General features: G+C 61.2%; 29 protein-coding genes and 1 riboswitch. Of the genes, 8 read left to right on the top strand and 21 right to left on the bottom strand.

Translation table 11 applies throughout. The features are described 5' to 3' along the window. Window positions 1-143: 143 nt before the first annotated feature. The 17 genes from V1471_RS11520 to miaB form a co-directional block, all read right to left on the bottom strand. Window positions 144-641: a BLUF domain-containing protein gene (locus V1471_RS11520; RefSeq protein WP_434288882.1), complete on the bottom strand. Its 498-nt coding sequence runs from the start codon at window positions 639-641 to the stop codon at window positions 144-146. Window positions 642-801: 160 nt separating this feature from the next. Next, complete coding sequence (locus V1471_RS11525; protein WP_434288884.1) at window positions 802-1,434, bottom strand: NAD(P)H-dependent oxidoreductase; 633 nt, start codon at window positions 1,432-1,434, stop codon at window positions 802-804. Window positions 1,435-1,618: 184 nt separating this feature from the next. After that, window positions 1,619-2,563 (bottom strand): hypothetical protein, encoded by a 945-nt coding sequence (locus tag V1471_RS11530; RefSeq protein WP_434288886.1) that lies wholly within the window; start codon window positions 2,561-2,563, stop codon window positions 1,619-1,621. Next, complete coding sequence (locus V1471_RS11535; RefSeq protein ID WP_434288887.1) at window positions 2,560-3,168, bottom strand: (d)CMP kinase; 609 nt, start codon at window positions 3,166-3,168, stop codon at window positions 2,560-2,562. Before V1471_RS11535 ends, V1471_RS11530 begins: the two co-directional genes overlap by 4 nt. Window positions 3,169-3,227: 59 nt before the next feature. Beyond that, complete coding sequence (gene aroA / locus V1471_RS11540) at window positions 3,228-4,577, bottom strand: 3-phosphoshikimate 1-carboxyvinyltransferase (protein ID WP_434288889.1); 1,350 nt, start codon at window positions 4,575-4,577, stop codon at window positions 3,228-3,230. 84 nt (window positions 4,578-4,661) lie between these two features. Beyond that, complete coding sequence (gene trmB, locus V1471_RS11545) at window positions 4,662-5,381, bottom strand: tRNA (guanosine(46)-N7)-methyltransferase TrmB (RefSeq protein ID WP_434288890.1); 720 nt, start codon at window positions 5,379-5,381, stop codon at window positions 4,662-4,664. A 57-nt stretch (window positions 5,382-5,438) separates the two neighbouring features. Continuing rightward, window positions 5,439-5,885 (bottom strand): DMT family transporter, encoded by a 447-nt coding sequence (locus tag V1471_RS11550; RefSeq protein WP_434288892.1) that lies wholly within the window; start codon window positions 5,883-5,885, stop codon window positions 5,439-5,441. A 68-nt stretch (window positions 5,886-5,953) separates the two neighbouring features. Next, window positions 5,954-6,418, bottom strand: a complete 465-nt coding sequence (queF, locus tag V1471_RS11555) for a preQ(1) synthase (RefSeq protein WP_434288894.1) — start codon at window positions 6,416-6,418, stop codon at window positions 5,954-5,956. A 1-nt stretch (window position 6,419) separates the two neighbouring features. Then, window positions 6,420-6,926, bottom strand: a complete 507-nt coding sequence (locus V1471_RS11560) for an O-acetyl-ADP-ribose deacetylase (protein WP_434288896.1) — start codon at window positions 6,924-6,926, stop codon at window positions 6,420-6,422. Then, on the bottom strand, window positions 6,926-8,119 hold the full coding sequence (gene metK, locus V1471_RS11565; protein ID WP_434288898.1) for a methionine adenosyltransferase: 1,194 nt from the start codon (window positions 8,117-8,119) through the stop codon (window positions 6,926-6,928). The genes V1471_RS11560 and metK overlap by 1 nt, the downstream gene beginning before the upstream one ends. An 8-nt stretch (window positions 8,120-8,127) precedes the next feature. Beyond that, window positions 8,128-8,177: riboswitch (SAM-SAH riboswitch) on the bottom strand. 36 nt (window positions 8,178-8,213) lie between these two features. Next, window positions 8,214-9,710, bottom strand: coding sequence for an apolipoprotein N-acyltransferase (lnt, locus tag V1471_RS11570; protein WP_434288900.1), 1,497 nt, complete (start codon window positions 9,708-9,710; stop codon window positions 8,214-8,216). Beyond that, on the bottom strand, window positions 9,710-10,642 hold the full coding sequence (locus tag V1471_RS11575) for a transporter associated domain-containing protein (RefSeq protein ID WP_434288902.1): 933 nt from the start codon (window positions 10,640-10,642) through the stop codon (window positions 9,710-9,712). Before V1471_RS11575 ends, lnt begins: the two co-directional genes overlap by 1 nt. A gap of 50 nt (window positions 10,643-10,692) precedes the next feature. Next, entirely contained in the window at window positions 10,693-11,181 is a 489-nt protein-coding gene (ybeY, locus tag V1471_RS11580) for an rRNA maturation RNase YbeY (protein WP_434288903.1), read from the bottom strand. An 18-nt stretch (window positions 11,182-11,199) separates the two neighbouring features. Next, window positions 11,200-12,210: a PhoH family protein gene (locus V1471_RS11585; RefSeq protein WP_434288904.1), complete on the bottom strand. Its 1,011-nt coding sequence runs from the start codon at window positions 12,208-12,210 to the stop codon at window positions 11,200-11,202. A gap of 198 nt (window positions 12,211-12,408) precedes the next feature. Further along, window positions 12,409-12,723 carry a hypothetical protein gene (locus tag V1471_RS11590; protein WP_434288906.1) on the bottom strand — a complete coding sequence of 105 codons (315 nt, stop codon included), beginning with the start codon at window positions 12,721-12,723 and terminating at the stop codon, window positions 12,409-12,411. 10 nt (window positions 12,724-12,733) lie between these two features. Beyond that, window positions 12,734-13,306, bottom strand: coding sequence for an OmpA family protein (locus tag V1471_RS11595; RefSeq protein WP_434288907.1), 573 nt, complete (start codon window positions 13,304-13,306; stop codon window positions 12,734-12,736). A 256-nt stretch (window positions 13,307-13,562) separates the two neighbouring features. Continuing rightward, a complete protein-coding gene (miaB, locus tag V1471_RS11600) occupies window positions 13,563-14,900 on the bottom strand; it encodes a tRNA (N6-isopentenyl adenosine(37)-C2)-methylthiotransferase MiaB (protein ID WP_434288908.1) in 1,338 nt (445 codons plus the stop codon). Between the two features lie 188 nt (window positions 14,901-15,088). Between miaB and V1471_RS11605 the strand changes: the two genes are divergently transcribed. From V1471_RS11605 to V1471_RS11615, 3 genes are all read left to right on the top strand, one after another. Beyond that, window positions 15,089-15,952, top strand: coding sequence for a hypothetical protein (locus tag V1471_RS11605; RefSeq protein ID WP_434288909.1), 864 nt, complete (start codon window positions 15,089-15,091; stop codon window positions 15,950-15,952). Window positions 15,953-16,200: 248 nt separating this feature from the next. Continuing rightward, window positions 16,201-16,629 (top strand): FKBP-type peptidyl-prolyl cis-trans isomerase, encoded by a 429-nt coding sequence (locus tag V1471_RS11610; RefSeq protein WP_434288911.1) that lies wholly within the window; start codon window positions 16,201-16,203, stop codon window positions 16,627-16,629. Between the two features lie 95 nt (window positions 16,630-16,724). After that, the gene (locus tag V1471_RS11615) at window positions 16,725-17,216 is read left to right on the top strand and encodes a hypothetical protein (protein WP_434288913.1); all 492 of its coding nucleotides are present in this window, start codon (window positions 16,725-16,727) and stop codon (window positions 17,214-17,216) included. Here the strand turns inward: V1471_RS11615 and V1471_RS11620 are convergent. Both V1471_RS11620 and irrA read right to left on the bottom strand, forming a co-directional pair. Next, window positions 17,200-17,805: a DNA-3-methyladenine glycosylase I gene (locus tag V1471_RS11620; protein ID WP_434288914.1), complete on the bottom strand. Its 606-nt coding sequence runs from the start codon at window positions 17,803-17,805 to the stop codon at window positions 17,200-17,202. The genes V1471_RS11615 and V1471_RS11620 overlap by 17 nt on opposite strands. A 69-nt stretch (window positions 17,806-17,874) precedes the next feature. Next, complete coding sequence (gene irrA / locus V1471_RS11625; RefSeq protein WP_434288916.1) at window positions 17,875-18,309, bottom strand: iron response transcriptional regulator IrrA; 435 nt, start codon at window positions 18,307-18,309, stop codon at window positions 17,875-17,877. A 217-nt stretch (window positions 18,310-18,526) separates the two neighbouring features. On the opposite strand from irrA, the gene fabA reads away from it, so the two are divergent. After that, window positions 18,527-19,036, top strand: coding sequence for a bifunctional 3-hydroxydecanoyl-ACP dehydratase/trans-2-decenoyl-ACP isomerase (gene fabA, locus V1471_RS11630; protein WP_434288918.1), 510 nt, complete (start codon window positions 18,527-18,529; stop codon window positions 19,034-19,036). 191 nt (window positions 19,037-19,227) lie between these two features. Here fabA and V1471_RS11635 read toward each other — a convergent pair whose 3' ends face one another. Continuing rightward, a complete protein-coding gene (locus tag V1471_RS11635) occupies window positions 19,228-19,962 on the bottom strand; it encodes a hypothetical protein (RefSeq protein ID WP_434288919.1) in 735 nt (244 codons plus the stop codon). 167 nt (window positions 19,963-20,129) lie between these two features. On the opposite strand from V1471_RS11635, the gene fabB reads away from it, so the two are divergent. From fabB to V1471_RS11650, 3 genes are all read left to right on the top strand, one after another. Then, on the top strand, window positions 20,130-21,359 hold the full coding sequence (gene fabB, locus V1471_RS11640; RefSeq protein WP_434288921.1) for a beta-ketoacyl-ACP synthase I: 1,230 nt from the start codon (window positions 20,130-20,132) through the stop codon (window positions 21,357-21,359). Window positions 21,360-21,368: 9 nt separating this feature from the next. Beyond that, a complete protein-coding gene (locus V1471_RS11645) occupies window positions 21,369-22,157 on the top strand; it encodes an enoyl-ACP reductase FabI (protein ID WP_434288923.1) in 789 nt (262 codons plus the stop codon). Between the two features lie 145 nt (window positions 22,158-22,302). Next, window positions 22,303-23,892 carry a GMC family oxidoreductase gene (locus V1471_RS11650; RefSeq protein ID WP_434288925.1) on the top strand — a complete coding sequence of 530 codons (1,590 nt, stop codon included), beginning with the start codon at window positions 22,303-22,305 and terminating at the stop codon, window positions 23,890-23,892. Window positions 23,893-23,894: 2 nt separating this feature from the next. Here V1471_RS11650 and V1471_RS11655 read toward each other — a convergent pair whose 3' ends face one another. Further along, entirely contained in the window at window positions 23,895-24,515 is a 621-nt protein-coding gene (locus V1471_RS11655; protein ID WP_434288927.1) for a hypothetical protein, read from the bottom strand. 251 nt (window positions 24,516-24,766) lie between these two features. Here V1471_RS11655 and V1471_RS11660 point away from each other — a divergent pair, with 251 nt between their 5' ends. Next, entirely contained in the window at window positions 24,767-25,546 is a 780-nt protein-coding gene (locus V1471_RS11660) for a hypothetical protein (RefSeq protein ID WP_434288929.1), read from the top strand. Window positions 25,547-25,573: the final 27 nt, after the last annotated feature.

The following is a 25,573-nucleotide window of genomic DNA, read 5'->3' on the forward strand; positions in this document are numbered from 1 at the left end:
AACAAATCAGGGCCGAAGTTACGCTCCGACCCTGCCCGCATTGCCTTGATGACGTCTTATGGCCTCATAGACAGGCGCGCGTGTACCGCCGAATCCCCATAAAAGCAAGGAAAATCGGGACAGACACACCGAAACAGGGGCCCTCACGCCAACCCGTCGAGCCGCGCCAGATAGGCCGCGTCCTCTTCGCCGGGAAAGCGCGAATAGGGAAAGGCGGAGCCGTAAGTGTCTACGCTGCTCGCGGTTTTCGCGAGCACGGCCACCAATTCGCGAGCGCGTTCCGTCGCGATCTCCGGATAGCGGCCATTTTCCTGAAGTCCCAGCTTCTGCTCGAATCCCATCAGGGAATCGTAGGCCATCGACCAATTGCCATAGGGCGAGGCCTCCTCGGCCTCTTCACACAGAAGGACCTCCATGTGGCGATGTCGCGCGTCGGATTTGATCCGGGCGGCAAGCCCTTCGATGTTCTCGGCGGGACCGTGCAGGACCTGAAAAAACTGTTCATCCACCCGCAAGAGAATCCCGGTGATGCCATGGGCCGCGTTGAACCGCACCGCCTCACGCAGGATGTCGAGATCCGAGGGGTGGAAATCCTCGTAACGGGCGACGGATCGATAGAGCAATTGCAGATAGCGGGCCACGAGCCTCTCCCCCTCGCCAGATCACGGAAGCTGCGATGTTCACAGCGGAGTGAAGCTGCGACAGAGCGCGGTGACAGGCAAGTCGAAATGCGCGCACCGAACGAAAAAGGCGGCCCAGACGGACCGCCGTGCCACTCAAGGCCCCAAGGACACCGCAAGATCAATCCAGATCGGTTACGATCTCATAGGCCGGTTTACGGACCTTTTTCATCGGTGCAAGCCAGTCGCCCTCGGCATCGCGGGTGCCAAGCGGCAGGATCACGACGGTTTTCAGGCCTTTGTCTTGCAGCCCGAGAATCTCGTCGAATTTCGCGGCGTCGAAACCCTCCATCGGCGTGCTGTCGACCTCAAGCTCGGCGGCGGCAGCCAGCGCAAAGCCAAGCGCGATATAGGCCTGACGCGCAGCATGATCCGCATTGGTGCGCGCGTCGCGCGGCAGGTACATGGATTTCAGCCGATCGTAATAGGCGTCCAACCGCTCGCGCGTGCCCGGACGCTCGGCGGCATGCTGATCCACCACCGCATCGATCCGCGCACCGTCGTAAGTATCGTAAGCCGCGAAGACCAGAAGATGTGAGCCCTCGGTCAGTTGCGACTGACCATAGGCCGCCTCTTGCAGCTTTGCACGCAGCTCCTTGTTGCGGATCACGAAGATGTGGAAGGGCTGCAACCCCGACGATGTCGGCGCCATGCGGGCGGCTTCGACGATCTTGGCGACCTTCTCCTCGGGAACCGGTTTCGAAGGGTCCATTTTCTTGGTGGCGTAACGCCAGTTCAGCTTGTCGAGAAACATTGGAAACATCCTTGCAGATATATGCGTTTGCTTCGGGATATGGGGAGGGATCGGGTCACGACAAGCACCCGAAATTCGGCACAGCCGCCTGCCCCTTCACCTAACCTTCTGATTATACTGGATTACACATCAAAACCTCCGCAGCAACGCTCACCCCCTTGAGCGGCGCTGCGTGCGAAAGGGCTCAGGAATTGGTCAAGCCAAGGCGTTCGGACGGAAATCCGACCTCCGTAAAGCGCTCCAAAACCCTTGTCTCGAAAAACGGATCGTCGAGCCAAAGGCATTGCGAGAAATACCAGTAGAGGAATTGCGTATAATCGCGTGGCCGACCGACCGCCCATTCAAGCGCCGCCGGAAAATCCTCTGGGGCCTTCACCACTTCGGCGGCCTGATCGAAATCGGCGCGGGCAAAGAGGATCGTCGGCGTACCATGCAGAAACCCCTCGATCGAAGCCGCGGAATTGGCCGACACCGTCACCGCCGCCTGCCGCAAAAGGTCATGCACATTGGCATTGGTCTTGATCGGCGCATAGCCCTCCGCCTCGAAAGCGCGAATGACCTTCAGCCCCTCGTCTTTGCGCAGCGGATGCGGCTTGATATAGACCGGACGCCCCCCCGCACCGTCCAAGACCGCGCGGATCATCTTGTCCCGCCCCATATAGGCATGACCACGACGATAGGGCGGCGGGCCTTGCAGGAAGATCACGATGCCTTCCGGGTCGATCTCTTCCATCTGTTTCTTCTGATGATAGCGGGACTGGCGCGGATCGGAAAACCGGGCGCGCAGATCGCCGACATAGGCCTCGGCCTGCGCCGCATCGACCGCTTCCGGGTCGAACACCCGATCCGCAATCGAGCTGTCGGCCAGAACGCCTTTCGGATCGAGATGCCAGCAGCGATCAAGATAGGCCAAAACCGAGATCAGCGTATCGGGGTGCGGCTGACGCGCATTGTCGACGATGTGAAGATTGCCGTCCGGCTCGGTCGGCGGGAACCTCGGCGCGATCTCCACCACGCCGCCCCGCCGCTCGACCATCCGCTTGATCCGGGGATAGAGCGTCGACATCTTGCCCGCCTCCAAAAGCGCCTGCTCATGTTCGGGCAGGTGGAGGATGAGCTTTGCCGTCATCCCCGGCGCGCCTCGATGAGGGCGATCACCTTGGCGACCGCCTCGTCGATGCTCATCTCGGTGGTGTCGATCACCACCGCATCTTCGGCAGGTTTCAGGGGCGCCGTGGCGCGGGCCGCATCGCGCTCGTCGCGCTCACGCAGATCGGCCAGAACCTCTTCGACGCTCACGTCTTCGCCTTTTCCAGTCAGCTCTTTCTGACGCCGCTCGGCCCGCACCTCGTCGGAGGCGGTGACATAGAATTTGACCTCCGCATCCGGGCAAATAACCGTGCCGATATCACGCCCATCGAGAACCGCACCGCCTTCGCGGCGCGCAAATGCCTGTTGGAAATCCACCAGAGCGCTGCGCACTTCGGGAATGGCCGCAACCCGCGAGGCCGCCTGCCCCGCATCGCCGGAGCGCAGGTCGCCGCGCTCGAGATCCGCCGACGTCAACCCCTCTGCCGCCTCAATGGGCGACAGCCCCTCAAAGGTCTTCGCCCCCACCGCCCGGTACAACAACCCGGTATCGAGATGCGCAAATCCGAAATGCGCCGCGACGGCTTTGGAAATCGTGCCTTTCCCGGCAGCGGCGGGGCCATCAATGGCGATGCAGAAACTCATGGTCTGTCCTTTCCCGAGGGGTCCCCACGCTGCACCCAAGCGCCGCCAAGGTCAAGAGATCAGTTGCCCCTGACCACATGCGCGCCGAGACCGGTCATGAGCTTCTCGAACACCGGGAAAGACGTCGCAATCGGCCCGCCATCGTCCACGCTCACCGCCTCCTGCGACGCCATGCCGAGGATCAGGAACGACATGGCAATCCGGTGATCGAGATGAGTCGCACAGGTCGCGCCCCCCTTCACCCCATTCGGGCCAAGCCCCTGCACGATCAGCGTATCCTGATCTTCCTCAATGGCCACGCCACAGGCCTCAAGCCCGCGCGCCATGGCGTCGATCCGGTCGCTTTCCTTGACCCGCAATTCCTTGACGCCGCGCATGGTGGTCGTGCCCTCGGCATAGGCCGCAACGGCGGAGAGGATCGGGTATTCGTCGATCATCGAAGCGGCGCGCTCCGCCGGCACTTCAATCCCCTTGAGCGCGGAATATTTCACCCGCAGGTCCGCCACTGGCTCGCCACCCTCTTCGCGCTCATTCTCAAAGGAGATGTCGGCGCCCATTTCCTTGAGCGTAATGAACAACCCGTTGCGCGTCGGGTTCTGGCTGACGCCGGGCACAAAAACCTCGGAGCCGGGCACGATCAGCGCGGCACAAACCGGGAAGGCCGCCGAAGACGGGTCGCGCGGCACGGCCACCACTTGCGGCCTCAATTCGGGCCGTCCGGTCAGCGTGATCTTGTTATAGCCCTCGGGCGTTTTCTCCGTGGTCAGCTCCGCCCCGAACCCAACAAGCATCCGCTCCGTGTGATCGCGCGTCGCCTCTTTCTCGATGACAACCGTCTTGCCCGGCGCGTTCAGCCCGGCCAGCAGCACCGCAGATTTCACCTGCGCCGAGGGCACCGGTGTCTGATATTCGACCGGCACAGGATCGGCCGCGCCCACCAGCGTCAAAGGCAACCGCCCGCCCGAGCGTCCCACCGATTGCGCCCCGAACAGCGCCAAAGGATCGGTCACCCGCGCCATCGGACGTTTGCGCAGCGAGCCGTCGCCGGTAAAGGTCGTACAAAAATCATAGGTCGCGACACAGCCCATGATGAGCCGCACACCCGTTCCCGAGTTGCCGCAGTCAATCACGTCCTCAGGCTCGGTAAATCCGCCGACACCCACGCCATGCACGGTCCATTCGCCCGCCCCTTCGCGCACCACTTCGGCACCCAGCGCCTGCATGGCCTTGGCGGTGTCGAGCACATCCTCGCCCTCCAAAAGCCCGGTGATCTTGGTCTCCCCCACGGCCATCGCACCGAAAATCAGCGCGCGGTGGGAAATCGACTTGTCCCCCGGCACCGCCGCCGTGCCTTTCAGGGGGCCGTTCTTGCGGGCGGTCATCGGGATCGGGGTGCCGTGGCTGGACATTGTGCTCTCCTCACATTCCTCGCCGACCTGATACCCCAAGCCCGGCAAGCGGTCTATCGGCTGTCTTCATGGCAGCCGAAATACTCAGACTTTTTTGAAGGTCATATAATGCGGCGTGCGGCCTTCGCGGATCGCCTTTTGCTCATAGCGCGTCGAAATCCAGTCCGACCACGGTTTGCGCCAATCTTCCGGCCCTTCGGCCAACCATTCGAACCCGGCGCGCGGCACTTCTTCCATGGTCTGGCGCACATAATCGGGAATGTCGGTGGCCACGCGAAACTCCGCGCCGTCTTTCAACACGCGGCGGAGCGGTTCGAGATGTTCGTCGGTCACGAACCGGCGGCGATGGTGGCGTTTTTTCGGCCAAGGGTCCGGGTAATTCAGGAATGCCTTCTCAATCGAGCCTTCCGGCAACACGTCGAACAGATCGCGCGCATCGCCCGCATGGATCGCGATATTGTCGAACGGGCCCTCCCGGCGCATTTTGCCAAGGCACATGGCGACGCCATTCACGAACGGCTCACAGCCGATGATGTAAACATCCGGGTAGGTCCGCGCCATATGAACGAGGTGCTCGCCACCGCCGAAACCGATCTCGACCCAAACCGGCTTGCCCGCAAAGCGCTTGGCCATGTCGATCTTGACGCGCTCCGGGTTTTCCTCCCAAGACACACCGCCGGGCGCGAGCCCCGGCAGGTCTTCGTCGAGATAGTCCACCTGCGCCTTGTTCAGCGTCTTGCCATGGATACGGCCATAGAAGTTGCGCCAAGGCGCCCCCGATTGGTGCTGTTGATCGTCAGACATGGAAAACCCCGCGTGTTACGGCGGGGCTTTTGCCAAGAAATCCATCCCGGGGCAAGTTCAGCCGCGCTGAATCAGGAAAAGCCCGCCCGCCATCAGCAACATTCCCCCGGCCCGCAGACCGGAAATCTCCAGACGCGCCGCCCCGAACAGGCCGAAATGGTCGATCACCCCCGCCGACAGGATCTGCCCCAGCAGAACAAAGAACACCGCATTGCCGACGCCGAAGCGCGGCGCAATCGTGGTGATCGACAGGATGTAGAAAGCAAAGAGCACACCTGCGAAAAACAGATATGCCGGTTGATGCAGCAGGTTGGACAGCGGGACACTCGGCCCCAGAACCGCGCGATAGACAAAGATCGAGCTGAACGCGACCACGGCAAACACCAATGCTGCCAGAGCGGGCGAACCGAGACGCCCGCCGAGTTGGGCGTTTAGCGCCGCAAAAACCGGAATGCCGATCCCGGCAAGCAGCATGACAATCGGATCTCGCAAACTCTCTGACATCGGTCTCCCCCCGTTTCGTCTCGGGAGAGTAGCGGGCCCGCGTGCAAAAGCAACAGATCCCGACGCGCTCACCCCCGCCCACGGTAAGGCGGTACGCCTTGCTCGGGGATCCAAAGGTCCTTGGGCTCCGGCCCCGTGGCCCAGAAGACGTCAATAGGAATGCCGCCGCGCGGATACCAATAGGCCCCGATGCGCAGCCATTCCGGGTCGAGCAGCTCGGCCAGACGCTTGCCGATATAAACCGAACAATCCTCATGAAACGCGCCATGATTGCGGAAGGAGCCAAGAAAAAGCTTGAGCGACTTGCTCTCCACCAACCATTTGCGCGGGATGTAGTCGATCATCAGATAACCGAAATCCGGCTGACCGGTCATCGGGCAAAGCGATGTGAATTCCGGCGCGGTAAAACGCGCCACATAACGCTCGCCCTCATGCGTGTGCGGCACGCGTTCGAGCACCGCCTCTTCCGGGCTATTGGGCAGCGCCGTCGCGCCGCCGAGTTGCGTCAGGCCGGAGGTGTCCGTCTTGGGCATGTCATCTGTCCTCTTGCAAAGCCGCTTGCAAAATTGCGGCATCCGGGGCGGAAAAGGCGCAGAGCAGCACCTCCATTTCCTCCCCGGCCTTCAATTCATCGCGGATCGTGCGCACCGCGATCCGGGCTGCACGGGTTTTCGGAAAGCCGTAAATCCCGGTCGAGATTGCAGGAAAGGCCACAGAGCGAAAGTCATGATCCCGCGCGATCCTGAGGCTTTCACGATAACAGGAAGAAAGCGTTTCGTCCTCCCCCCGATCGCCGCCGCGCCAGACGGGGCCGACCGTATGGATCACGTAGCGCGCCCTGAGATTGTACCCACCGGTCAGCTTGGCCTGCCCGGGCAGACAGCCGCCCAGCCCCCGACATTCCGCCAGAAGCCCCGGCCCCGCCGCAAGGTGGATCGCGCCGTCGACACCGCCGCCGCCCAAAAGCGTGGAATTGGCCGCGTTGACCACGGCCTCCACATCCAGATCGGTGATCGACCCGGTGACGACGCGCAGCGGCATCAGACGGCTTTCGCCAGAACCTCGGCCAGATCGGTGCGTTCCCAACTGAACCCGCCATCCACCTCGGGCGCACGCCCGAAATGGCCATAGGCCGCCGTGCGCTGATAGATCGGTTTGTTGAGCTGAAGCTGGGTGCGGATACCGCGCGGCGTCAGCCGGAACCCGAGCTTGTCGGCATCGGCCAGAACGGCCTCAATACGGGCGGCATCGACCGTGCCCGTGTCATGCAGATCGGCGTAGATCGACAGCGGCTCCGCCACACCGATCGCGTAGGACAGCTGGATCGTGCATTTCTCCGCAAGCCCTGCCGCCACCACGTTTTTCGCCAGATAGCGCGCGGCATAGGCGGCAGACCGGTCCACCTTGGTCGGGTCTTTTCCGGAAAACGCGCCGCCGCCATGCGGGGCCGCGCCACCATAGGTGTCCACGATGATCTTGCGCCCGGTCAACCCGGCGTCGCCGTCGGGGCCGCCGATCACGAACTTGCCGGTCGGGTTAACGTGCCAGATGGTGTTGGCCGTGAGCCACCCGTCCGGCAGCACCTCTTCGACATAGGGCGCCACGATGGCGCGCACATCGTCAGAGGTCAGATCCTCGTCGAGATGCTGGGTCGAGAGCACCAGAGAGGTCACCTCGACCGGCTTACCATCGCGATACCGCACGGAAAGCTGCGCCTTGGCGTCCGGGCCGAGCGCCGGTTCCGTGCCGTTCTTGCGCACCTCTGCGAGACGCCGCAGCATCGCGTGAGAATATTGGATCGGCGCAGGCATCAAGGCCTCGGTCTCATTGGTCGCGAAACCGAACATGATGCCCTGATCGCCTGCACCCTCGTCCTTATTCCCCGTAGCATCGACGCCTTGGGCAATATGGGCGGATTGTTCGTGCAGGTAATTCTGCACCTCCAGCGTCTGCCAGTGGAACTTGTCCTGCTCGTAGCCGATGTCGCGCACACACTCGCGCACGATGCCGTCCACCTTGTCCATATAGGCGTGCAGCTTGTCCTTGTCCGACAGCCCGACCTCGCCACCGATCACCACGCGGTTGGTGGTTGCGAAGGTCTCGCAGGCGACACGCGCCTCCGGCTCCTCGGCGATGAACGCATCGAGGACGGCATCGGAAATCCGGTCGCAGACCTTATCGGGGTGGCCCTCGGAAACCGATTCCGAAGTGAAGACGTAATCTTTGCGGGACATGGGGGTCGTGCTCCATTGGTTATGACACCCGCACGTCAGGAAGCCGTTGTGCGGGCCTTTGATTAAAATGCGATATAACTGCCTCCGGGGAGGGTCAATCGGTTTTTCTGCCGCGCCTCAGAGTTGTACCGATCCCGCCACTTAACACCAGAAGGGTTAACAAAGCCCAAACGGGGGCTTCCTTAAGCCGGACATAAACGGTTTCGGGAAGAGCGCCGGGCAGATCGGCGGTGAAAGCCCCCGACGTGCCCAGAGGGATCGCCGCGCGCAGCCCGCCATGCGCGTCGATCAGCGCGGAAATCCCGGTATTTGCGGCGCGCACCATCGGCAGCCCGGTCTCGATCGCCCGGAACCGTGCCTGTGCCAGCGCCTGTTGCGGGCCGGAAAAGGTGCCGAACCACGCATCGTTGGTCATCTGCAACAGCCAGTCGGGGCGCGTTTCGGTGCGCAGGTCTCGGGGAAAAATCGCCTCATAGCAAATCAACGGCAGCGCAGACCCAAGCGCCCCCATGTCCATGAGATGCGGCCCGGGACCCGCAGAGTAGCCATAGCCATTCTGCGCCGTGAACGCCCGCAAACCGATACGTTCCAAAAGCCAAGGCAGGGGCATGTACTCACCGAAAGGCACAAGATGATGCTTGTCGTAGAGATCGGCGACCCGGCCCTGTTCGTCGAGCAGAACCGCCGTGTTGTACCCCTGCATCCCGTCCACCCGGTTGAGCCCGACCACGGCGCGCGCAGGCGCAGCCGTCTGGGCGATCTCGAACAACTCCGGCCCGGCGGCATAGAGAGGAGCTGCCACGGAGGTTTCCGGCCAGATCACCAGATCGGCCCCCTCGGGCGGCGTGACGGAGAGCGCGCGGCGGTAGAATTGTGCAATATATGCGGGGTCCCATTTGAGATGCTGCGGCGCGTTGGGCTGCACCACACGGATGGCATGATCCCGATCCGGCGGCAGGGGCGCGGATTGGCGTTGCCAGCCGACCATAAAGGCGGCGGCAAAAAGCACGGCGGCCACAGCGCCAATCCGCAAAGACCGTTTGAGAACCGCATGAGCCAGAAGCGCCGCAAAGGCAAAACTCAGCGCCGTCAAACCATAGGGCCCGATGAAGGCGGCCAGCTGCGCCAGCGGCGTGTCGAGCCAGATATAGCCCGGCATAGCCCAGGGAAAGCCGGTGAAAATATGCCCGCGCGCGAGCTCCGCCGCCCCCCAGAACCCGGCAAGACCCGGCAGCCCGGTCTTGAGTATTTTCGCCAAGAAAAAGGCCAAAGCCCAGAACAGCGCCAGCCCACCCGCCATGAAGAACAGCGCGAAAGGGATCATCCAACCGTCGCGCATCGGCTCGACGAGGAACGGGTTGACGATCCAGTTGAGCGAAATGAGGAAGGTTGAAAAGCCGACGAGCCAACCGCGCAAGGCGGCCTGACCGGGCGTCAGCGCCATGCGCCAGGCAATCGCCGCCATGACCAGCCCTGCAACAGCCACCGGCCAGAACCCGAGAGGCGCCTGACCGGCGGCAATGAGAAAGCCCGCCCCGAGCGCAAAGGCACGGGGCGGGGTCAGAAGTCGCCGCAGATTGGGCAGACGCATCAGGCCTCGACTTTCGGTTTCACGGCAGAGGGCAGACGCACACGAATGCGTTTGATCCGGCGCGGATCGGCATCGACGATCTCGAACTCGGCCCCCGAGGGGTGCGGGATGACTTCGCCACGCGCGGGAACCCGGCCGGAGAGCAGGAAGACGAGACCGCCCAGAGTGTCGATCTCTTCCTCGTCCTCCTCGTCGGTCAGACGCATGCCGATGGCCGCCTCGAACTCGTCGAGCGGGGCCTTGGCCTGCGCGATGAACACGCCCGGCGCGGATTGGGTCCAGAACACATCGTCATCGACATCGTGTTCGTCCTCGATTTCGCCGATCACCTGTTCGACAAGGTCTTCGAGCGTTACAAGCCCGTCGACCCCGCCGTATTCGTCGATGACCAAGGCCATATGCATCCGCTCCGTCTGCATCTTTTGCAGCAGCACGCCGATCGGCATCGACGGCGGCGCATAGAGCAGCGGGCGCAACATTTTGCGCAGATTGAACCGCTCACCCTTGCCGTTAAAGCCATGGGTGAGAGCAAAATCCTTGAGGTGCACAAGGCCGACAGGCGTGTCCAGCGTGCCCTTATAGACCGGCAGACGGGTCATCCCGCTTTCGCGGAACACCTCCACCAGATCCTCTTTCTTGATATCCGTCGGCACGGCGACGATTTCCGCTTTCGGGATCGCCACATCATCGACCCGCATCCGGCGCAGGTTGACCATGCCGGGGCGTTGCACGGGCTGAGGCATAACCATCGAAGGGTTCGCCCCGGCCAAGGCAGTTGTGTCAGAAGATTTGGCGGTAAATGCCGCCTTCATGCGGTCGAACCAGCCAGAGGATTTGCGCCCGGTGCGGCGCGTGTCGCTCTGCGGTCTACTTATGGGGTCGATCGGCGCGCTCTGCGCTGCCGTAGAAGACCCAGGCTCGGTGTCGCCCATGCGTCCTTTCCAATATGAACAATTTGAACCGGTCTTTGTCGACCGTTCGCCTAATATGGGTCCTTGAGCCCCATGGTTGCAAGTATTTCGACCTCGGTCGCTTCCATAATTTCTGCATCCCTGTCGGTTATGTGATCATAACCCAACAGATGTAACAAACCATGAATAAGCAAATGGGTGACGTGATCGTGAAAGGGCTTGCCCTGCTCCTCCGCCTCACGCAGGCAGGTCTCATAGGCAATCGCGATATCGCCCAGCTCGATGGACCCGTCAAAATCCGGCTCCGGCAAGGGCGGGCGTTCACCGGGCGTCGCGCGTTCCTCGGCGGGCCAGGACAGGACGTTCGTCGCCTTGTCTTTCTCCCGGAAATCCGCGTTCAGGACCTTGATGCGCGCATCGTCACAGGCCAGAACGGACCCTTCGCAAAGCTCCGGGTCCAGCCCGAGATGCGCAAGCGTTGCAGCCTCGGCGGCTTCCGCCAAGGCCGCAAGCCCCGCCGCGTCCCAGCGGTCGTCCTCAAAGATCACCTCTACGGCCATAAGGCCCTCCGACTTGCGTTATTGCGCTTCGTCGGCCTCATACGCTTCGATGATCGCGGCGACAAGCGGGTGACGCACCACGTCTTTCGAGGTGAAGTAGTTGAACGAGATGTTCGGCAGGCCCGCCAGAATGCGCTCCGCATCCCTGAGCCCCGATTGCACGCCGCGCGGCAGATCGACCTGCGAGCGGTCGCCGGTGATCACCATGCGCGACCCTTCGCCCAAGCGGGTCAGGAACATTTTCATCTGCATGGTGGTGGCGTTCTGCGCCTCGTCGAGCACAACGAAAGCACGTGACAAAGTCCGCCCCCGCATGAAGGCCAGCGGCGCGATCTCGATGGTCTTTTCCTCGCGCATCTTCTGCACTTGCTTGGCGGGGATGAAGTCGTTCAGCGCGTCGTAAAGCGGCTGCATATAGGGATCGACCTTCTCGTCCTGCGTGCCGGGCAGAAAGCCCAGACGCTCTCCCGCCTCAACCGCCGGTCGCGACAGGATGATCCGGTCGACATGGCCGTTGATCAGCATGTTCACGCCCACGGCCACCGCGAGATAGGTCTTGCCCGTCCCGGCCGGACCGATGCCAAAAGCCAGCTCATGCTTGAACAGGTTGGTGACATATTCCTTCTGCGCCGCCGTGCGCGGCTCCACCAGCTTCTTGCGGGTCTTGACCTCGACATCGCCGCCGCGGAACATTTCCATCTGATCGCCCGGCAGACCTTTGTCGCCATCGGTCTCCCCCATGCGGATCATGCCGTCGATGTCGCCCGGCTCGATCTCCCGGCCCGCTTCGAGCTTGCCGTAGAGATCCTGCAACACCGCAGAGGCGCGACCCCTTGCGCTGCCGGTGCCCATCACGGACAACATATTGCCGCGTCGGACAATCTGGACTTCGAGTTTGTGTTCGATTTGAGCGAGGTTCCGGTCGAACTCCCCGCACAGGTCTATGAGCAACCTGTTGTCATGGAATTCGAGAAGCGTTTCGTGGACTGCGTCCTGCGATTTCGGGGGTGTCAACGCGCTCAGGCCCAAATATGATCTCCGACTCTGGAATGGCTCCTGAGTCTGATGGTGCCAAGGGATAGGGCTTCTGGCAAGCCGGGACACAAAATCTTCGCAATCGACCCGGCGAGACCCCGCCTAAAAAACAGAATTTCGCCCAATAATGCGCCAAAAAGCAAAACGGCCGCCCCGAGGGACGACCGCCATAGTGCCAAACTTCAGGACCGATCAGATCGGATCGCCAAAACTCGAACCGTCTTTATACGGCCCGACAGCGGTGTTCGCCGGCGCCACCCCGGAGCAGATCGGCTTGCCGTATTTGTCTACACGCGCGGAGAGATACCCCTCCACCCCGTCATCGATAATCCAGTGATCGCAGCCGTTCGGATCGACCCAGATCCCGGCCACCAGTTGCGACAGATGTTTGCTGTCGAAACCACGGTCCACGGTTTTATCTGTCTTATGGCTTTCGTACATGCCGTTGTCACAGGCCCCAAGAGCCAGAGGAACGACCGCAAGAGCGATGAGCTTTACAACCTTCATAGCGATCCCCTCACTTCACACACATAATTTCGACACGGCGGTTCTTCTGCATCCCCGCGGCGGTCGAGTTCGAGGCGATCGGCTGGCGTTCGCCATAGCCCCGCACGTCGATCACATTGGCACCGACAGAGGCCGCAATCTTGGCGACCGCATTGGCCCGGTTGTAGCTCAGACGGATGTTATATTCGTCGGAGGCGCGGCTGTCGGTATGGCCGACGATGATATAGGCGCGCGCACCGGCTTGCTGGAAGAAAGAGGTCAGGCGCTGACGCCCCTCCGCCGAAATCGCGTATTTGTCCGTGGCAAAGAGCTGATCGGAATTCATCACCGCACAGCTTTGTACCGGGTGACAGGTCGGTTTGCCCTGACGGTCAAGTTTGAGGTCCATGTAGCCCTCGACCCCGTCGTCCATCACCCAGTGTTCACAGCCGTCCGGATCGATCCATATCGTCGGTTTGTATACTTCGCCATTCACAGTGCCCGGCACCATTTGCGCATTGGCCGTCGCCGCCGCAAAAGCAAGAGCGACCCCCGCGCAGAGGCCCAGCCCTGACCGCGCTGTCTTCAGAAATTCGATGGTCACGTCTACCGTCCCCCAACTGTTTGCGTTTTCGGGCCGTTCCAAAACACGCGCCCCCTACAGTCGCAAGACTGCCGCGCCCTACTCACCAAGATTGTGGTTAAAGGATAGCAAACTTCGGGCCCAAGTGAAGGAAAATAACCAGATATTGTGTCGCATATCGTGACGAAAATCCACGAGCGCCAAGATTGTTGCCAAGATACTCCGCACCGCGGCAAAAACTTTACCGATGCGAACGGCCTGTCTCCCCTGGCACGCCTCAGCGCAGCACAACTCCGCCAAGCGAATTCGGCCCGCTTTCGATGATTCTCACCCGTGCGATCTCCCCCACGGCAACATCGTCGGTGACATGAACCGCATGAAGATATTCGGATTTTCCGACCATCTGCCCCGGCATCCGCCCCTTGCGTTCGAACAGCACGGAAACCTCGCGCCCGACCATCGCGTCCTGAAACGCGTGTTGCTGTTCGGTGATCAGCGTCTGCAAGCGATGGAGGCGCTCGGAGGCCACATCGGGGTCCACCATTTTCGTCTCTTTCTCGGCGGCGGGCGTGCCCGGACGCGGCGAGTATTTGAACGAGAACGCGGAGCCATAACCGACTTCGCGCACGAGGTTCATCGTGTCCTCGAAATCCTGATCCGTCTCGCCGGGGAAACCGACGATGAAGTCACCCGACATGGCAATGTCGGGCCGCGCGGCGCGGATGCGTTCGATCAGGCGCAGATATTCCTCGGCGGTGTGTTTGCGGTTCATCGCCTTGAGGATTTTATCCGACCCGGACTGCACCGGAAGATGCAGGTAAGGCATGAGCTTGTCGCAATCGCCATGCGCCGCGATCAGGTCGTCTTCCATGTCGTTCGGATGCGACGTGGTGAAGCGGATGCGCTCCAACCCGTCGACTGTCGCCAACTCGCGGATCAGCCGCGCCAGCCCCCATGTACCGCCTTCGCCCGCGCCGTGATAGGCATTCACATTCTGCCCCAAGAGGGTGATCTCCCGCACACCGCGCTCCACCAGATCGCGCGCCTCATCGAGCACGCGCTCAACCGGGCGCGACACTTCGGCCCCACGGGTATAGGGCACAACGCAGAAGGCGCAGAACTTGTCACAGCCCTCCTGCACGGTCAGAAACGCCGCCGGGGCCCGTTTCGCCTTGGGCCGGGATTTCAGTTTCTCGAACTTGTCCTCTTCCGGGAAATCCGTATCGAGCGCCTTTTGCCCGTGCCCGGCCTTCGCCTCAAGCTCCGGCAGGCGGTGATAGCTCTGCGGTCCCACGACGAGATCGACCATCGGCTGACGGCGCATGATCTCTTCACCCTCGGCTTGGGCCACACAGCCCGCCACGCCGATCTTGAGATCGGGATTCGCAATCTTGAGGTCTTTGTAGCGGCCAAGTTCGGAATAGACCTTTTCCGCCGCCTTCTCGCGAATATGGCAGGTGTTCAAAAGGATCATGTCCGCCTCTTCCGGCGAAGACACCTCGGTATAGCCCGACCCGCCCAGCGCTTCGGCCATGCGTTCGCTGTCGTAGACGTTCATCTGACAGCCATAGGTCTTGATATAGAGCTTCTTGGTGGTGCTCGGCGTCTCGGACATGGGCATGGGTCCACGAATGCTGGGAATTGAGGCGGTGTCCTAGCGCAAGAGGGCCAAGAGGGCAAGCGCCTCGGACCGGACCGCCATAAGCGGGCTCATGACGAAATTGTTTCCACAATCCTTGCAATCCCCTGCCCTTCATGCATTTTTTACCGGAAACTGGGACATTGCCCCGGCAAAGGATTTTCATGCGCTACGACAACCTCGACACGTTTCTCTCCGACGGCAAGGACGCCCTTTTGAAAGGGCCGATCGCGATGATCTTTGCCGAAGATCTCGTGGAAGTGGACACGACGCTGCGCCATCACCTCTCGCTGGGGTTCAAACAGGTGATCCTGTTCGCCCCCGACGAGCTGAAACTCCCCGAGGGGCTGGAAGCGAAAATCCACCGCATCCGCTACGCCACCCGCGCGCCGGAGATGCTCACCAAAGCGGTCAACCGGATCATCGCCGCCGCGCCGGGGATCTGGATGTATTACTGCTACAATGCGGAATACCTGTTCTTCCCGTTCTGCGAGACCCGCACAATCACCGATATGCTGACCTTCCACACCGAGGAACGGCGCGATGCGATGCTGTGTTACGTGGTCGATCTCTACGCCGACGATTTGAACGCGCATCCCAATGCCGTCTCGCTCGAAGACGCCCATCTCGACCGCTCGGGCTATTATGCGCTCGGGCGCCCCGATGCCGCAGGGCACGCGAAAGAGCGGCAGCTCGATTTCTTCGGCGGGCTCAGATGGCGGTTCGAGGAACATATGCCACCACACCGCCGCCGCATCGACCGGATCGCGCTCTTCAAGGCGAAAAAAGGGCTCCGGCTCAGCGAGGAACATCTGTTCGGCGACGAGGAATACAACACCTACGCCTGCCCCTGGCATCACAACCTGACCGCCACCATCGTGTCCTTCCGCACCGCCAAGGCACTCAAGACCAACGCCGGATCGACCTATGACATTTCCACCTTCCGCTGGCACAATTCCATCGAGTTCGAATGGCACAGCCAGCAATTGCTGGATTTGGGCCTGATGGAACCGGGGCAGTGGTTTTAAGAGCGTTTTGGCAAAGCCAAAACGCGTGACCACGCCTCAAAAAGCGCAGCGTTTCTAAAACATCCGCATGTAAGGCAGCGTTTTCCTAGAAAAACGCGTTCACATGCGGTTCTTGCGATTGGTTTTGCGGCTTTTTCCCACCATCGGGTTGCATTTCACAGATCACCGCCTATCCTTTCGCGCAATCGTCATTGGGCACCCGTAAAGACGCGGCCCCAAAAACTCACCCCGAACAGTTAGGACTCTTCATGACCGAAGTTAAATCGGGCGACAAAGTTCGTATTCACTACACCGGCACGCTCGCAGACGGCACCGTGTTCGACAGCTCCGAAGGCCGCGAACCGCTCGAATTCACCGTCGGCTCCGGCCAGATCATTCCGGGTATGGACAAGCACCTGCCGGGCATGACCGTGGGCGAAAAGAAAACCATCGTCGCCGTCGCCGATGAGGCCTATGGCCAGCGTCACCCCGACGCCCAGCAAGCCGTGCCGCGCGCCCAGATCCCGGCAGAAATCCCGCTTGAGGTCGGTCTTCAGCTTCAGATGCAGTCCCCGACCGGTCAGGTGATCCCCGTCACCGTGGTCGAGATCACCGACGAGGAAGTGACGCTCGACGCCAACCACCGTCTGGCGGGCGAGGACCTCACCTTCGCCATCGAGCTGGTAGAAATCGTCTGAAGCTGAGTATTTCTCAGCAAAGGAAACAGGGCGGCGCGCGACAGGCGGGCCGCCTTTTTTATTGATTGCACGCGGGTTTGGCGTCAAATGGCGGTATGAACCCCGAGTTTTTGCCAGACTGTTCGAACTGTGCCGCGCTCTGTTGTCTGGCGCTGGCCTTCGATGCCGGGGACATGTTCGCACATGACAAACCTGCGGGCCTGCCCTGTCACAATCTCGATGGGTTCTCCTGCTCCGTTCACGCCGATCTTGCGGACAGGGGCTATCGCGGCTGTGTCACTTTCGATTGTCTTGGCGCGGGGCAGCGGGTGACGGCGCTGTTCGACGACACCTGGCGGACACGCCCGAAGATGGCCGGGCCGATGATGGAGGCGTTTCGTCAGATGCGCGCGGTGCAGGAACTGCACCAGATGCTCTTTGCGGCCCAAAGCCTGCCCCTGCCCGAAGGCAAACGCGTCGAGCTCCTGAACTCAATTGCGGCTCTGGAAGACGTGAAGACGGAGCTTTCGACATTGGCACGGTTCGATCCGGCAGAGGCGAAGCTTTGGCTCAAAAGCCTCGCCCCTTTTCTCAGGTCGGCAGGGTAAACGCCGCCCGCGCCGCCACCGCCTTGGCATGATGCGCACAACCGGGATGATGATCGTTCACCATGCCCATGGCCTGCATGAAGGCATAGCAGGTGGTCGGCCCGACGAATTTCCAGCCCTTTTTCTTGAGCGTCTTCGACAGGCGTTGCGAGGTCTGGGTCTGGGCCACCACCTCCCCTCCGCTTTCATCCGTCTCCGGCTCGAACGACCAGAAGAACGCCGCGAGCGTCCCATGTTCGCGCTCCATCTCGATGGCGCGGGCCGCGTTGTGGATCACCGCCTCGATCTTGCCGCGATGGCGCACAATGCCCTTATCCTGCACCAGCCGCTCGACATCTTCGGCACCGAACGTCGCCATCTTGCGATAATCGAACCCGGCAAAAGCCGCGCGAAAATTCTCGCGCTTTTGCAGAATCGTCCACCAGGACAGGCCGGACTGAAACCCTTCGAGACAGATCTTCTCGAACAGACGGATGTCATCGGCGACCGGGTAGCCCCATTCCTCGTCATGGTAGCGGATGTATTCCGGATCGGAAGCGCACCAGCGGCAGCGGCTCACCCCATCCTCTGCGACGAACAAACGCTCCATCTCCACCTCCAGCAAAACAAAAGCCCCGCCAGAGGGCAGGGCTTTGTCATAACTGTCAAGCGATTGCGTTCAGTGACGCGCTTTGGGACGCAGGCGGATCACCACATCGACAGAGGCGATCTCCATTCCCTCGGGCGGGGACGGCAGGCGTTCGATCTTGAGTTCATGCGACGGCGCGTCGGTCAGCTCGCCCTTGTCTTCCCAGAAGAAATGCGGGTGCTCGTCCATGTTGGTGTCGAAATAGCTGCGGGAGCCATCGACCGTGACCTCCTGCATCAGACCGGCCTGACAAAAGGCGCGCAGGGTGTTGTAGACGGTCGCGAGAGAGACTTTCTCCCCCGCATCGCGTGCGGCGTCGAACAGGCTTTCGGCGGTGACGTGCCGATCGTGGCCATCGCCCACCAGAAGCGTCGCCAGCGCGATCCTTTGACGCGTCGGGCGCACACCGGCAGTCGCAAGCCAGGCTGCACCGCGACGGGATTCGATGTTTTCGGTCTGGGTCATGGGCGTCCAATTCCTGGGAATACCGATGGAATATAGAAGATATGTCATCCAAATTTCAATTGGAAATCCTCTAATTCTCATTTCACATTCGTTTCACCCTGTCAAAACCGTGTCAAAAACGCCGCTCTCTCCCGGTCCTGTTACGCTTGCGTGCGCCGGGGCCGGGGTGATAGAGGGGATACGACTTTGAAAGATGATGAGGAAGGCAAGGGCATCCATGGCCGATTACCCCACGAGTTTCACCAAGGAAGACCTGCTCAAATGTGCGGCAGGCGAGCTCTTTGGACCGGGCAACGCACAGCTTCCGGCGCCGCCGATGCTGATGATGGACCGGATCACCGAAATTTCCGGTGATGGCGGGCTCCATGGCAAGGGTCACGTCGTGGCGGAATTCGACATCACACCGGACCTGTGGTTCTTCGACTGCCATTTCCCCGGCAACCCGATCATGCCCGGCTGTCTCGGCCTCGACGGGTTGTGGCAGCTCACCGGCTTCAACCTCGGCTGGCGCGGCTGGCAGGGGCGCGGCTATGCGCTTGGCGTCGGCGAAGTGAAACTCACCGGCATGGTGCGCCCGGATCGCAAGATGCTCACCTACAAGGTCGACTTCACCAAAGCGATCCAGACCCGTCGTCTGACCATGGGCGTCGCGGACGGCATCGTCGAAGCCGATGGCGAAGTGATCTATCAGGTCAAAGATATGAAAGTCGCGCTGTCTGAGAGCTGATCGCCTTTCAAGCCAGCACAGAAGTTAAAAAGGGGCCTTTAGGCCTCTTTTTAAAGCAGTATTCCCTGAGAAAAAGATAGGCCGCCGCCCTACGCAGCACGAGCCCACCAAGCCAACACATAAAGAGCTTGACGCCCATGTAGTTCGAACGAAGCGGTAGATGGTGTCGGAAAATCAGTCAGCAGACCCTCTCATTTTAACGCGCCAAAACGACGCTGCAATTCATTTTCCAGACTCGCTCTTCCTTCCGAGTTGTTAAGGTAAGACAAATACCTATGATGCTGTAAATCGAAAGGGATATCAGATGAGTTCTGCGTAATCGGGACCACATGCTTACCGAGAGTATGGGCAATACCTGCTTCATAAAAAACGTTTGGGTTCTTTCCCGTGAAGTCGCAGACAACGATTTGCGCCTTATAAATCAAGCTAAATACGTCTTGGATCACCGATGAATGTTCCCAAATATCTTTCGCACGCAAACATCGCAGCCCAGTAGCAGTGGCCGCACTCTGAATAGATTGGAAAACCATCTCAAATGGCGCTGAAAACGGGCTCATTACAGCAACAAGGTCTGCTTCAGTTTGCCCTTTTGGAATTTCAAAAACGCTCGGCGCGAAGGTTATCGGCGCTTGATGGGTAGGCGCAGTAGATATGCTTACACCACCGACACCGTAATTCTCGGCAATGTAATCTTCGATAATTTGCAGGTTATCACGATCAAACTCCACAATACGGAAAATTACAGCGTGAGCATGCCCAGAGTAATCTGCGTCACCAAAACTCAAGCTCCGTAAGAGACGGTCATGATTACTAATCAAGTCCAGCTGGCCAGTATAGGCCCCCAAAGCCTGCCAATCGCCGACATTGAAGTGCTCAACGGCAAGTTTGGCTAGATAAATAACTCGTTTTCGGATGGACGCATCCATTCCACTGTTGGGCACATTGTAAGGCAAAGAACGCACTCCACATCATTAAATCAATTTCTGAATACATGAGAGTTGGTATCGCAGCCATAAGCAACCTGCGAAGCCCCCCTTGCCCCAGCCCCCCCATCTAGCCTACACACTCCCCCAACTGATTAGAGGAGAGCGTCATGCGCCGCGTCGTCGTCACAGGTCTTGGGATCGTCTCATCCATCGGCATCAATGCCGAAGAGGTGCTTGCCTCTTTGAAAACCGGGAAATCCGGCATCACCGCCAATGAGGACATGAAGGAATACGGCTTCCGTTCGCAGGTCGCCGGGGCCATCGACATCGACATCAAGGAGCATGTCGACAAACGCGCCCTGCGTTTCATGGGGCCGGGGGCGGCCTATGCCTATATCGCGATGAAACAGGCGATTGCGGACTCGGGTCTCGAAGAGGGCGAAGTCGTCAATCCGCGCACCGGCCTGATCGCCGGTTCCGGTGGCCCGTCCACCTCCGCCATGCTGACCGCGCATCAGTCGGTTCTGAACACCAAATCGACCAAGCGCGTCGGGCCGTTTGCCGTCCCGAAATGCATGGGGTCCACCATCTCCGCCAACCTCGCGACCGCCTATCAGATCAAGGGCATCAACTATTCGATCACCTCGGCCTGCTCGACCTCTCTGCACTGCATCGGCTCTGCCGCCGAACAGATCATGATGGGCAAGCAGGATGTGATGTTTGCCGGCGGTGGCGAAGAGCTGGACTGGACCCTGTCCTGCCTGTTCGACGCCATGGGCGCGATGTCGTCCAAGTATAACGACACGCCCGAGAAAGCCTCCCGTGCCTTCGACGCGAACCGTGACGGCTTCGTGATCTCCGGCGGCGGTGCGATCCTCGTGCTCGAAGAGCTGGAACACGCCAAGGCGCGCGGCGCGAAAATCTACGCCGAAGTCACCGGCTTTGCCGCAACCTCCGATGGCGCCGACATGGTCGCCCCCTCGGGCGAAGGCGGCGAGCGGGCGATGCGTCTGGCGCTTTCCACGCTCGAAGAGGGCCGCAAGGTCGGCTATATCAACGCGCACGGCACCTCGACCCCCGTCGGCGATGTGGGCGAGGTCGAAGCCGTGCGCCGCGTCTTTGGCGAAGGCAACACGCCGCTGATTTCCTCGACGAAATCCATGACCGGCCACTCCCAAGGCGCGACCGGTGCACAAGAGGCGGTCTATTGCCTTCTGGCGCTCGAAAACGATTTCATCATCCCCTCGATCAACGTCGAAACGCTCGATCCGGCGATCCGCGAGACGGAGATCGCCACCAAGCTGATCGAGAACGCGGGTCTCGACACGGTGATGACCAACTCCTTCGGCTTCGGCGGCACCAACGGCTCGATGCTGCTTTCCAAATATCTGGGGTAAGACACGACAATGGCTGATCTTCTCAAAGGCAAACGCGGGCTCGTGATGGGCGTCGCCAACGAGCGCTCCATCGCCTGGGGCATCGCGAAAGCCTGTGCCGACGAGGGCGCGGAGCTGGCGTTTACCTATCAGGGCGAGGCCTTCGGCAAACGCCTCGAACCGCTCGCCGCCTCTGTCGGCTCGGACACGATGGTAGATGTGGATGTCACCAACCCCGAGCAGATGGACGCGGCCTTCGCGGCGCTCAAAGCGAAATGGGGCAAGCTCGATTTCGTCGTCCACGCCATTGCCTATTCGGACAAATCCGAACTGACGGGCCGGTTCCGCGACACCACTGAGGCGAATTTCAAAAACTCGCTGCACATCTCGTGCTTCAGCTTCATCGACGTCGCCAAACGCGCCTCCGAACTGATGACAGACGGTGGCACACTCATGACCCTGACCTTCGCGGGCTCGAACATGGTCGTGCCGAATTACAACGTGATGGGGGTCGCCAAGGCGGCGCTGGAAAGCTCCGTGCGCTACCTCGCCAACGATCTGGGCCCGGAAGGCATCCGCGTCAACGCGATCTCTCCCGGCCCGATGAAAACCCTCGCAGGCTCCGCCATCGGCGGCGCGCGCCGGACCTACAAACACGCCGAGCAAAACGCGCCGATGCAATCCAACGCGACACTCGAAGCGGTCGGCGCCACGGCGGTCTATCTGGCCTCTGACGGCGGTGCCTTCACCACCGGTGAGATCATCCGTGTCGATGGCGGCTATCACATCATGGGCATGCCCCGGATCGAAAACCTCTGAGCACACGCCCCTCGACAGATCAGACAAACCCCGCTTCGGCGGGGTTTTCTTTTGAGTATTTTCGGCAGCAAAGGAAACATGACGCCACGTCTTCTGCGCGGCCCTGAAAAGCTGATGTAGCTTTGAGCGCAGGGAGAGAGCCATCATGTACGATTATATCATCATCGGCGCGGGATCCGCGGGCTGCGTTTTGGCCGAGCGCCTTTCGGGCGATCCATCCAAACGCGTTTGTCTCATTGAGGCGGGCGGCAAGGATCGCTCGCCCTTCATTCATATTCCTCTGGGTCTGGCGGTTCTGGCGCGGATCAAGGGCGTCAACTGGGGGCATCAGACCGCCCCGGATGCGGCGCTCAAGGGACGCAGGCTTTATTGGCCGCGCGGGCGGGTTCTGGGCGGATCGTCCTCGATCAACGCGATGATCTACATGCGCGGACACCCGGAGGATTACCGCGGCTGGGCGCGGGCGGCGGGTGAGAACTGGGACTGGCCGCGCGCTTTGGAGCTGTTCAAACGGCTGGAGAGGAACGCGCAGATCGCGGATGCGTTTCATGGCACCGAGGGGCCTTTGGCGGTCTCGGATTTGCGCAGCCCGAACCCGTTGTCACGCGCCTTTGTCAAAGCCGGGACGGAGGCCGGTTATGCAGAGCGGCGCGATTTCAACGGGGCGGATCAGGAGGGCGTGGGCCTGTTTCAGGTCACGCAGAAGACGGGCAAACGGTTTTCCGCGGCGCGCGCCTTTCTCGATCCGGTGCGACATCGCGGCAATCTCGACATCCTCACCGGGTCGCAGGTCACCCGCGTTTTGTTTGACGGGCGGCGGGCCAGTGGCGTGGCGCTGGAAACCCGCGAGATCCACCTCAATCCCGGTGGCGAGGTGATCCTGTCGGGCGGGGCGATCCATTCGCCGCAGCTTTTGATGCTTTCGGGCATCGGCCCCGGCGCGATGCTTCGGGATCACGGGATTGAGGTGCAGCACGATCTGCCGGAGGTCGGGCGCAATCTGGCGGATCACCTCGACATCACGGTAATGACGGCGGCGGCGGATCGGCTTCCGATCGGCATTGCGCCCACCTTCCTGCCGCGCGCGCTCCGGGCTGCATGGCAGTTTGCGCGCCAGAGACGAGGTGAGTTGACGTCGAATGTCGCCGAGGCGGGCGGGTTTCTGCGCTCAGGCCCTGAGCGCGACCGGCCCAATCTGCAATTTCATTTCATCCCGGCCTATCTGCGCGATCACGGGCGCAAGACCTCGTTCGGCTATGGCATGACGCTGCATGTCTGCGATCTGCTGCCCCTCTCGCGCGGCACGATCACGCTGGCCTCTCCCGATCCGTTGAAGCCTCCGAGGATCGACGCGAATTATCTCAGCGCGCCCGAGGATGTGGAGACACTTCTGGCAGGCCTCAAGCAGGCGCGGCAGGTGATGCAGGCCCCTGCCCTCGCCCGCCATGTCAAAGCCGAGCTTTTTCCGGGACCGGACATACAGGGCGATACCGCCCTGATCGACGACATCCGCGCGCGGGCGGAGACGATTTATCACCCGGTCGGCACCTGTCGCATGGGGATGGACGCCGGATCGGTGGTCGACCCGGAGGGCTGTGTGCGCGGGGTTGAGGGGCTTCGGGTGGTCGACGCCTCAATCATGCCCACGATCATTGCGGGCAACACCAATGCGCCGACGATGATGATCGCAGAGAACATCGCCGATCGGATGGGCGCCCCCGCACGACAGCCTTGAGCTTAGTGGCAGCCGCCCGGCCCGCACCCGTCGCAGCCCTCGCAGGCCCGCGCCCGGCCTTTCATCTCGATGAATTTCTCGTCCCAGGCCTCGCCATCGCCGAATTCCAGAAAGTGCTGATACTGGTCATGGCGATCCGGCAGGGCGCGGGCGTGTTTGATCGGGCACCAGTAATATTCCGTCCGCCCCGCCACCTCGCGCACATAGGCCAAGAGCCCGTTGCAATAGCCGCAATAGACGCAGTTCAGCTTCTGCATGAAGTTGAGATAGGTGAGCTTGTGCCGGTCCACCGCGATGTATTGTTTACGCTTCACTTTCGGGATGCCGTAGACCGGAAAACAGACCGCCTGATAGACCGTCACGAACAGATCCATCAGCGCAAAAGGAATGATCAGCCCGTAGATCACCGGCGCGGTGACAATCTCCCAAGGCCGCGCACGGCGCAGGAACACCGACCAGCGCACCTTGAGTTCGCGCCCGCGACGGCGTGCCTCCTCTTCGAAGACCACCCGCCCGTTGCTTAGGTGATACTGGAATTTCTCGCGCGCCTCGACGGCCTCCTTTTCGAGCTGCACCTGCAACTCGCGCAGGCTTTCCCGCAGTTTCTCCACCGTGCCGTTCATCAGGCCCTCCAGCCTTTTTTGCTCCATCCCGACAAGGTAAAGCGTTTTCAGAAAAAAACGAAAACATCCTTGCCCGGGCCCATCGCTTCCCGGCGAGGTGTTGCAGCGCAGCGTCCACTGTCGCCCCCCCCGGAAACACAGCGTTACCTTTCGGCAGAATCCCTCCCAGACGCACCGCTCGCCACATTCTCGCCACATTTCGGACCGATCAAAACCTCAATAGACACAAAAAGGCCGCAATTCGACTCGTCATGACCCTTCTTCTGCTTGCCATCGCGCTCGGACTGTTCGCCCTGCCGCTCGTGACGAGGCCCCTGACAAGCGAGGGGCGCATACACACCAGCGGGTTCAACGGCGCGGGCGTGGCCATCGGTTTCCTCGTCACCCTCTCGGTCTCCACGCTGACCTCGCCGCTCTTCGGCTTCGGCTTTGTCTTCGCCGTGATGCTGCATGAGCTGGGCTCGGCCTATGCCTGTCGCATCATCGGCCACGAGGTCGCCCGCGTGCGCCTCATTCCCCTGCCGTTTCTGGCCGCGCCGCGCTCCGACCGGCCCTTCGGCCATGCGCTCGAAGAAAGCTTCGCGGCACTCTACGCCCCCGCGCTTGCCATCGTTCCCATGGCGCTGTGCTTCGGCCTGTTTCCCATTCTGGCGCCCATCGCCCCGATGGTGGCCAATCTCTTGCAGGTGACGGCGATCATGCTCGGGACGTTCAATTTCATCATGCTCCTGCCCTTCCTGCCGTTTGCGGGCGGGCGGGTGATGCGGGCCATCTCGGATGCCTTCTGGCCCCGCCTCGGCACCACCGTCACGCTTTTCATGACCGCCGCCTTCGCCTCCGCAGCGCTCCGCGATCACTCCATCGCCATGGGCCTTCTGGCCGCCGCCGGTCTCCAAAGCCTCCTGCACAGACGCCACCCGGAACAGGCCCCGCTGAACCACAACCAGGCGCTGCTGGTCATGGCCTGTTATACCTTCGCCCTCACGGTGCATTACCTCGGTGGGGCGTGGCTCCTGAACGGGTTGCGGTAGGGCTTTCCCCCTGTCCCCGAACATGCC

The organism is Celeribacter sp. SCSIO 80788 (genome assembly GCF_051054295.1).
GTDB lineage: Bacteria > Pseudomonadota > Alphaproteobacteria > Rhodobacterales > Rhodobacteraceae > Celeribacter.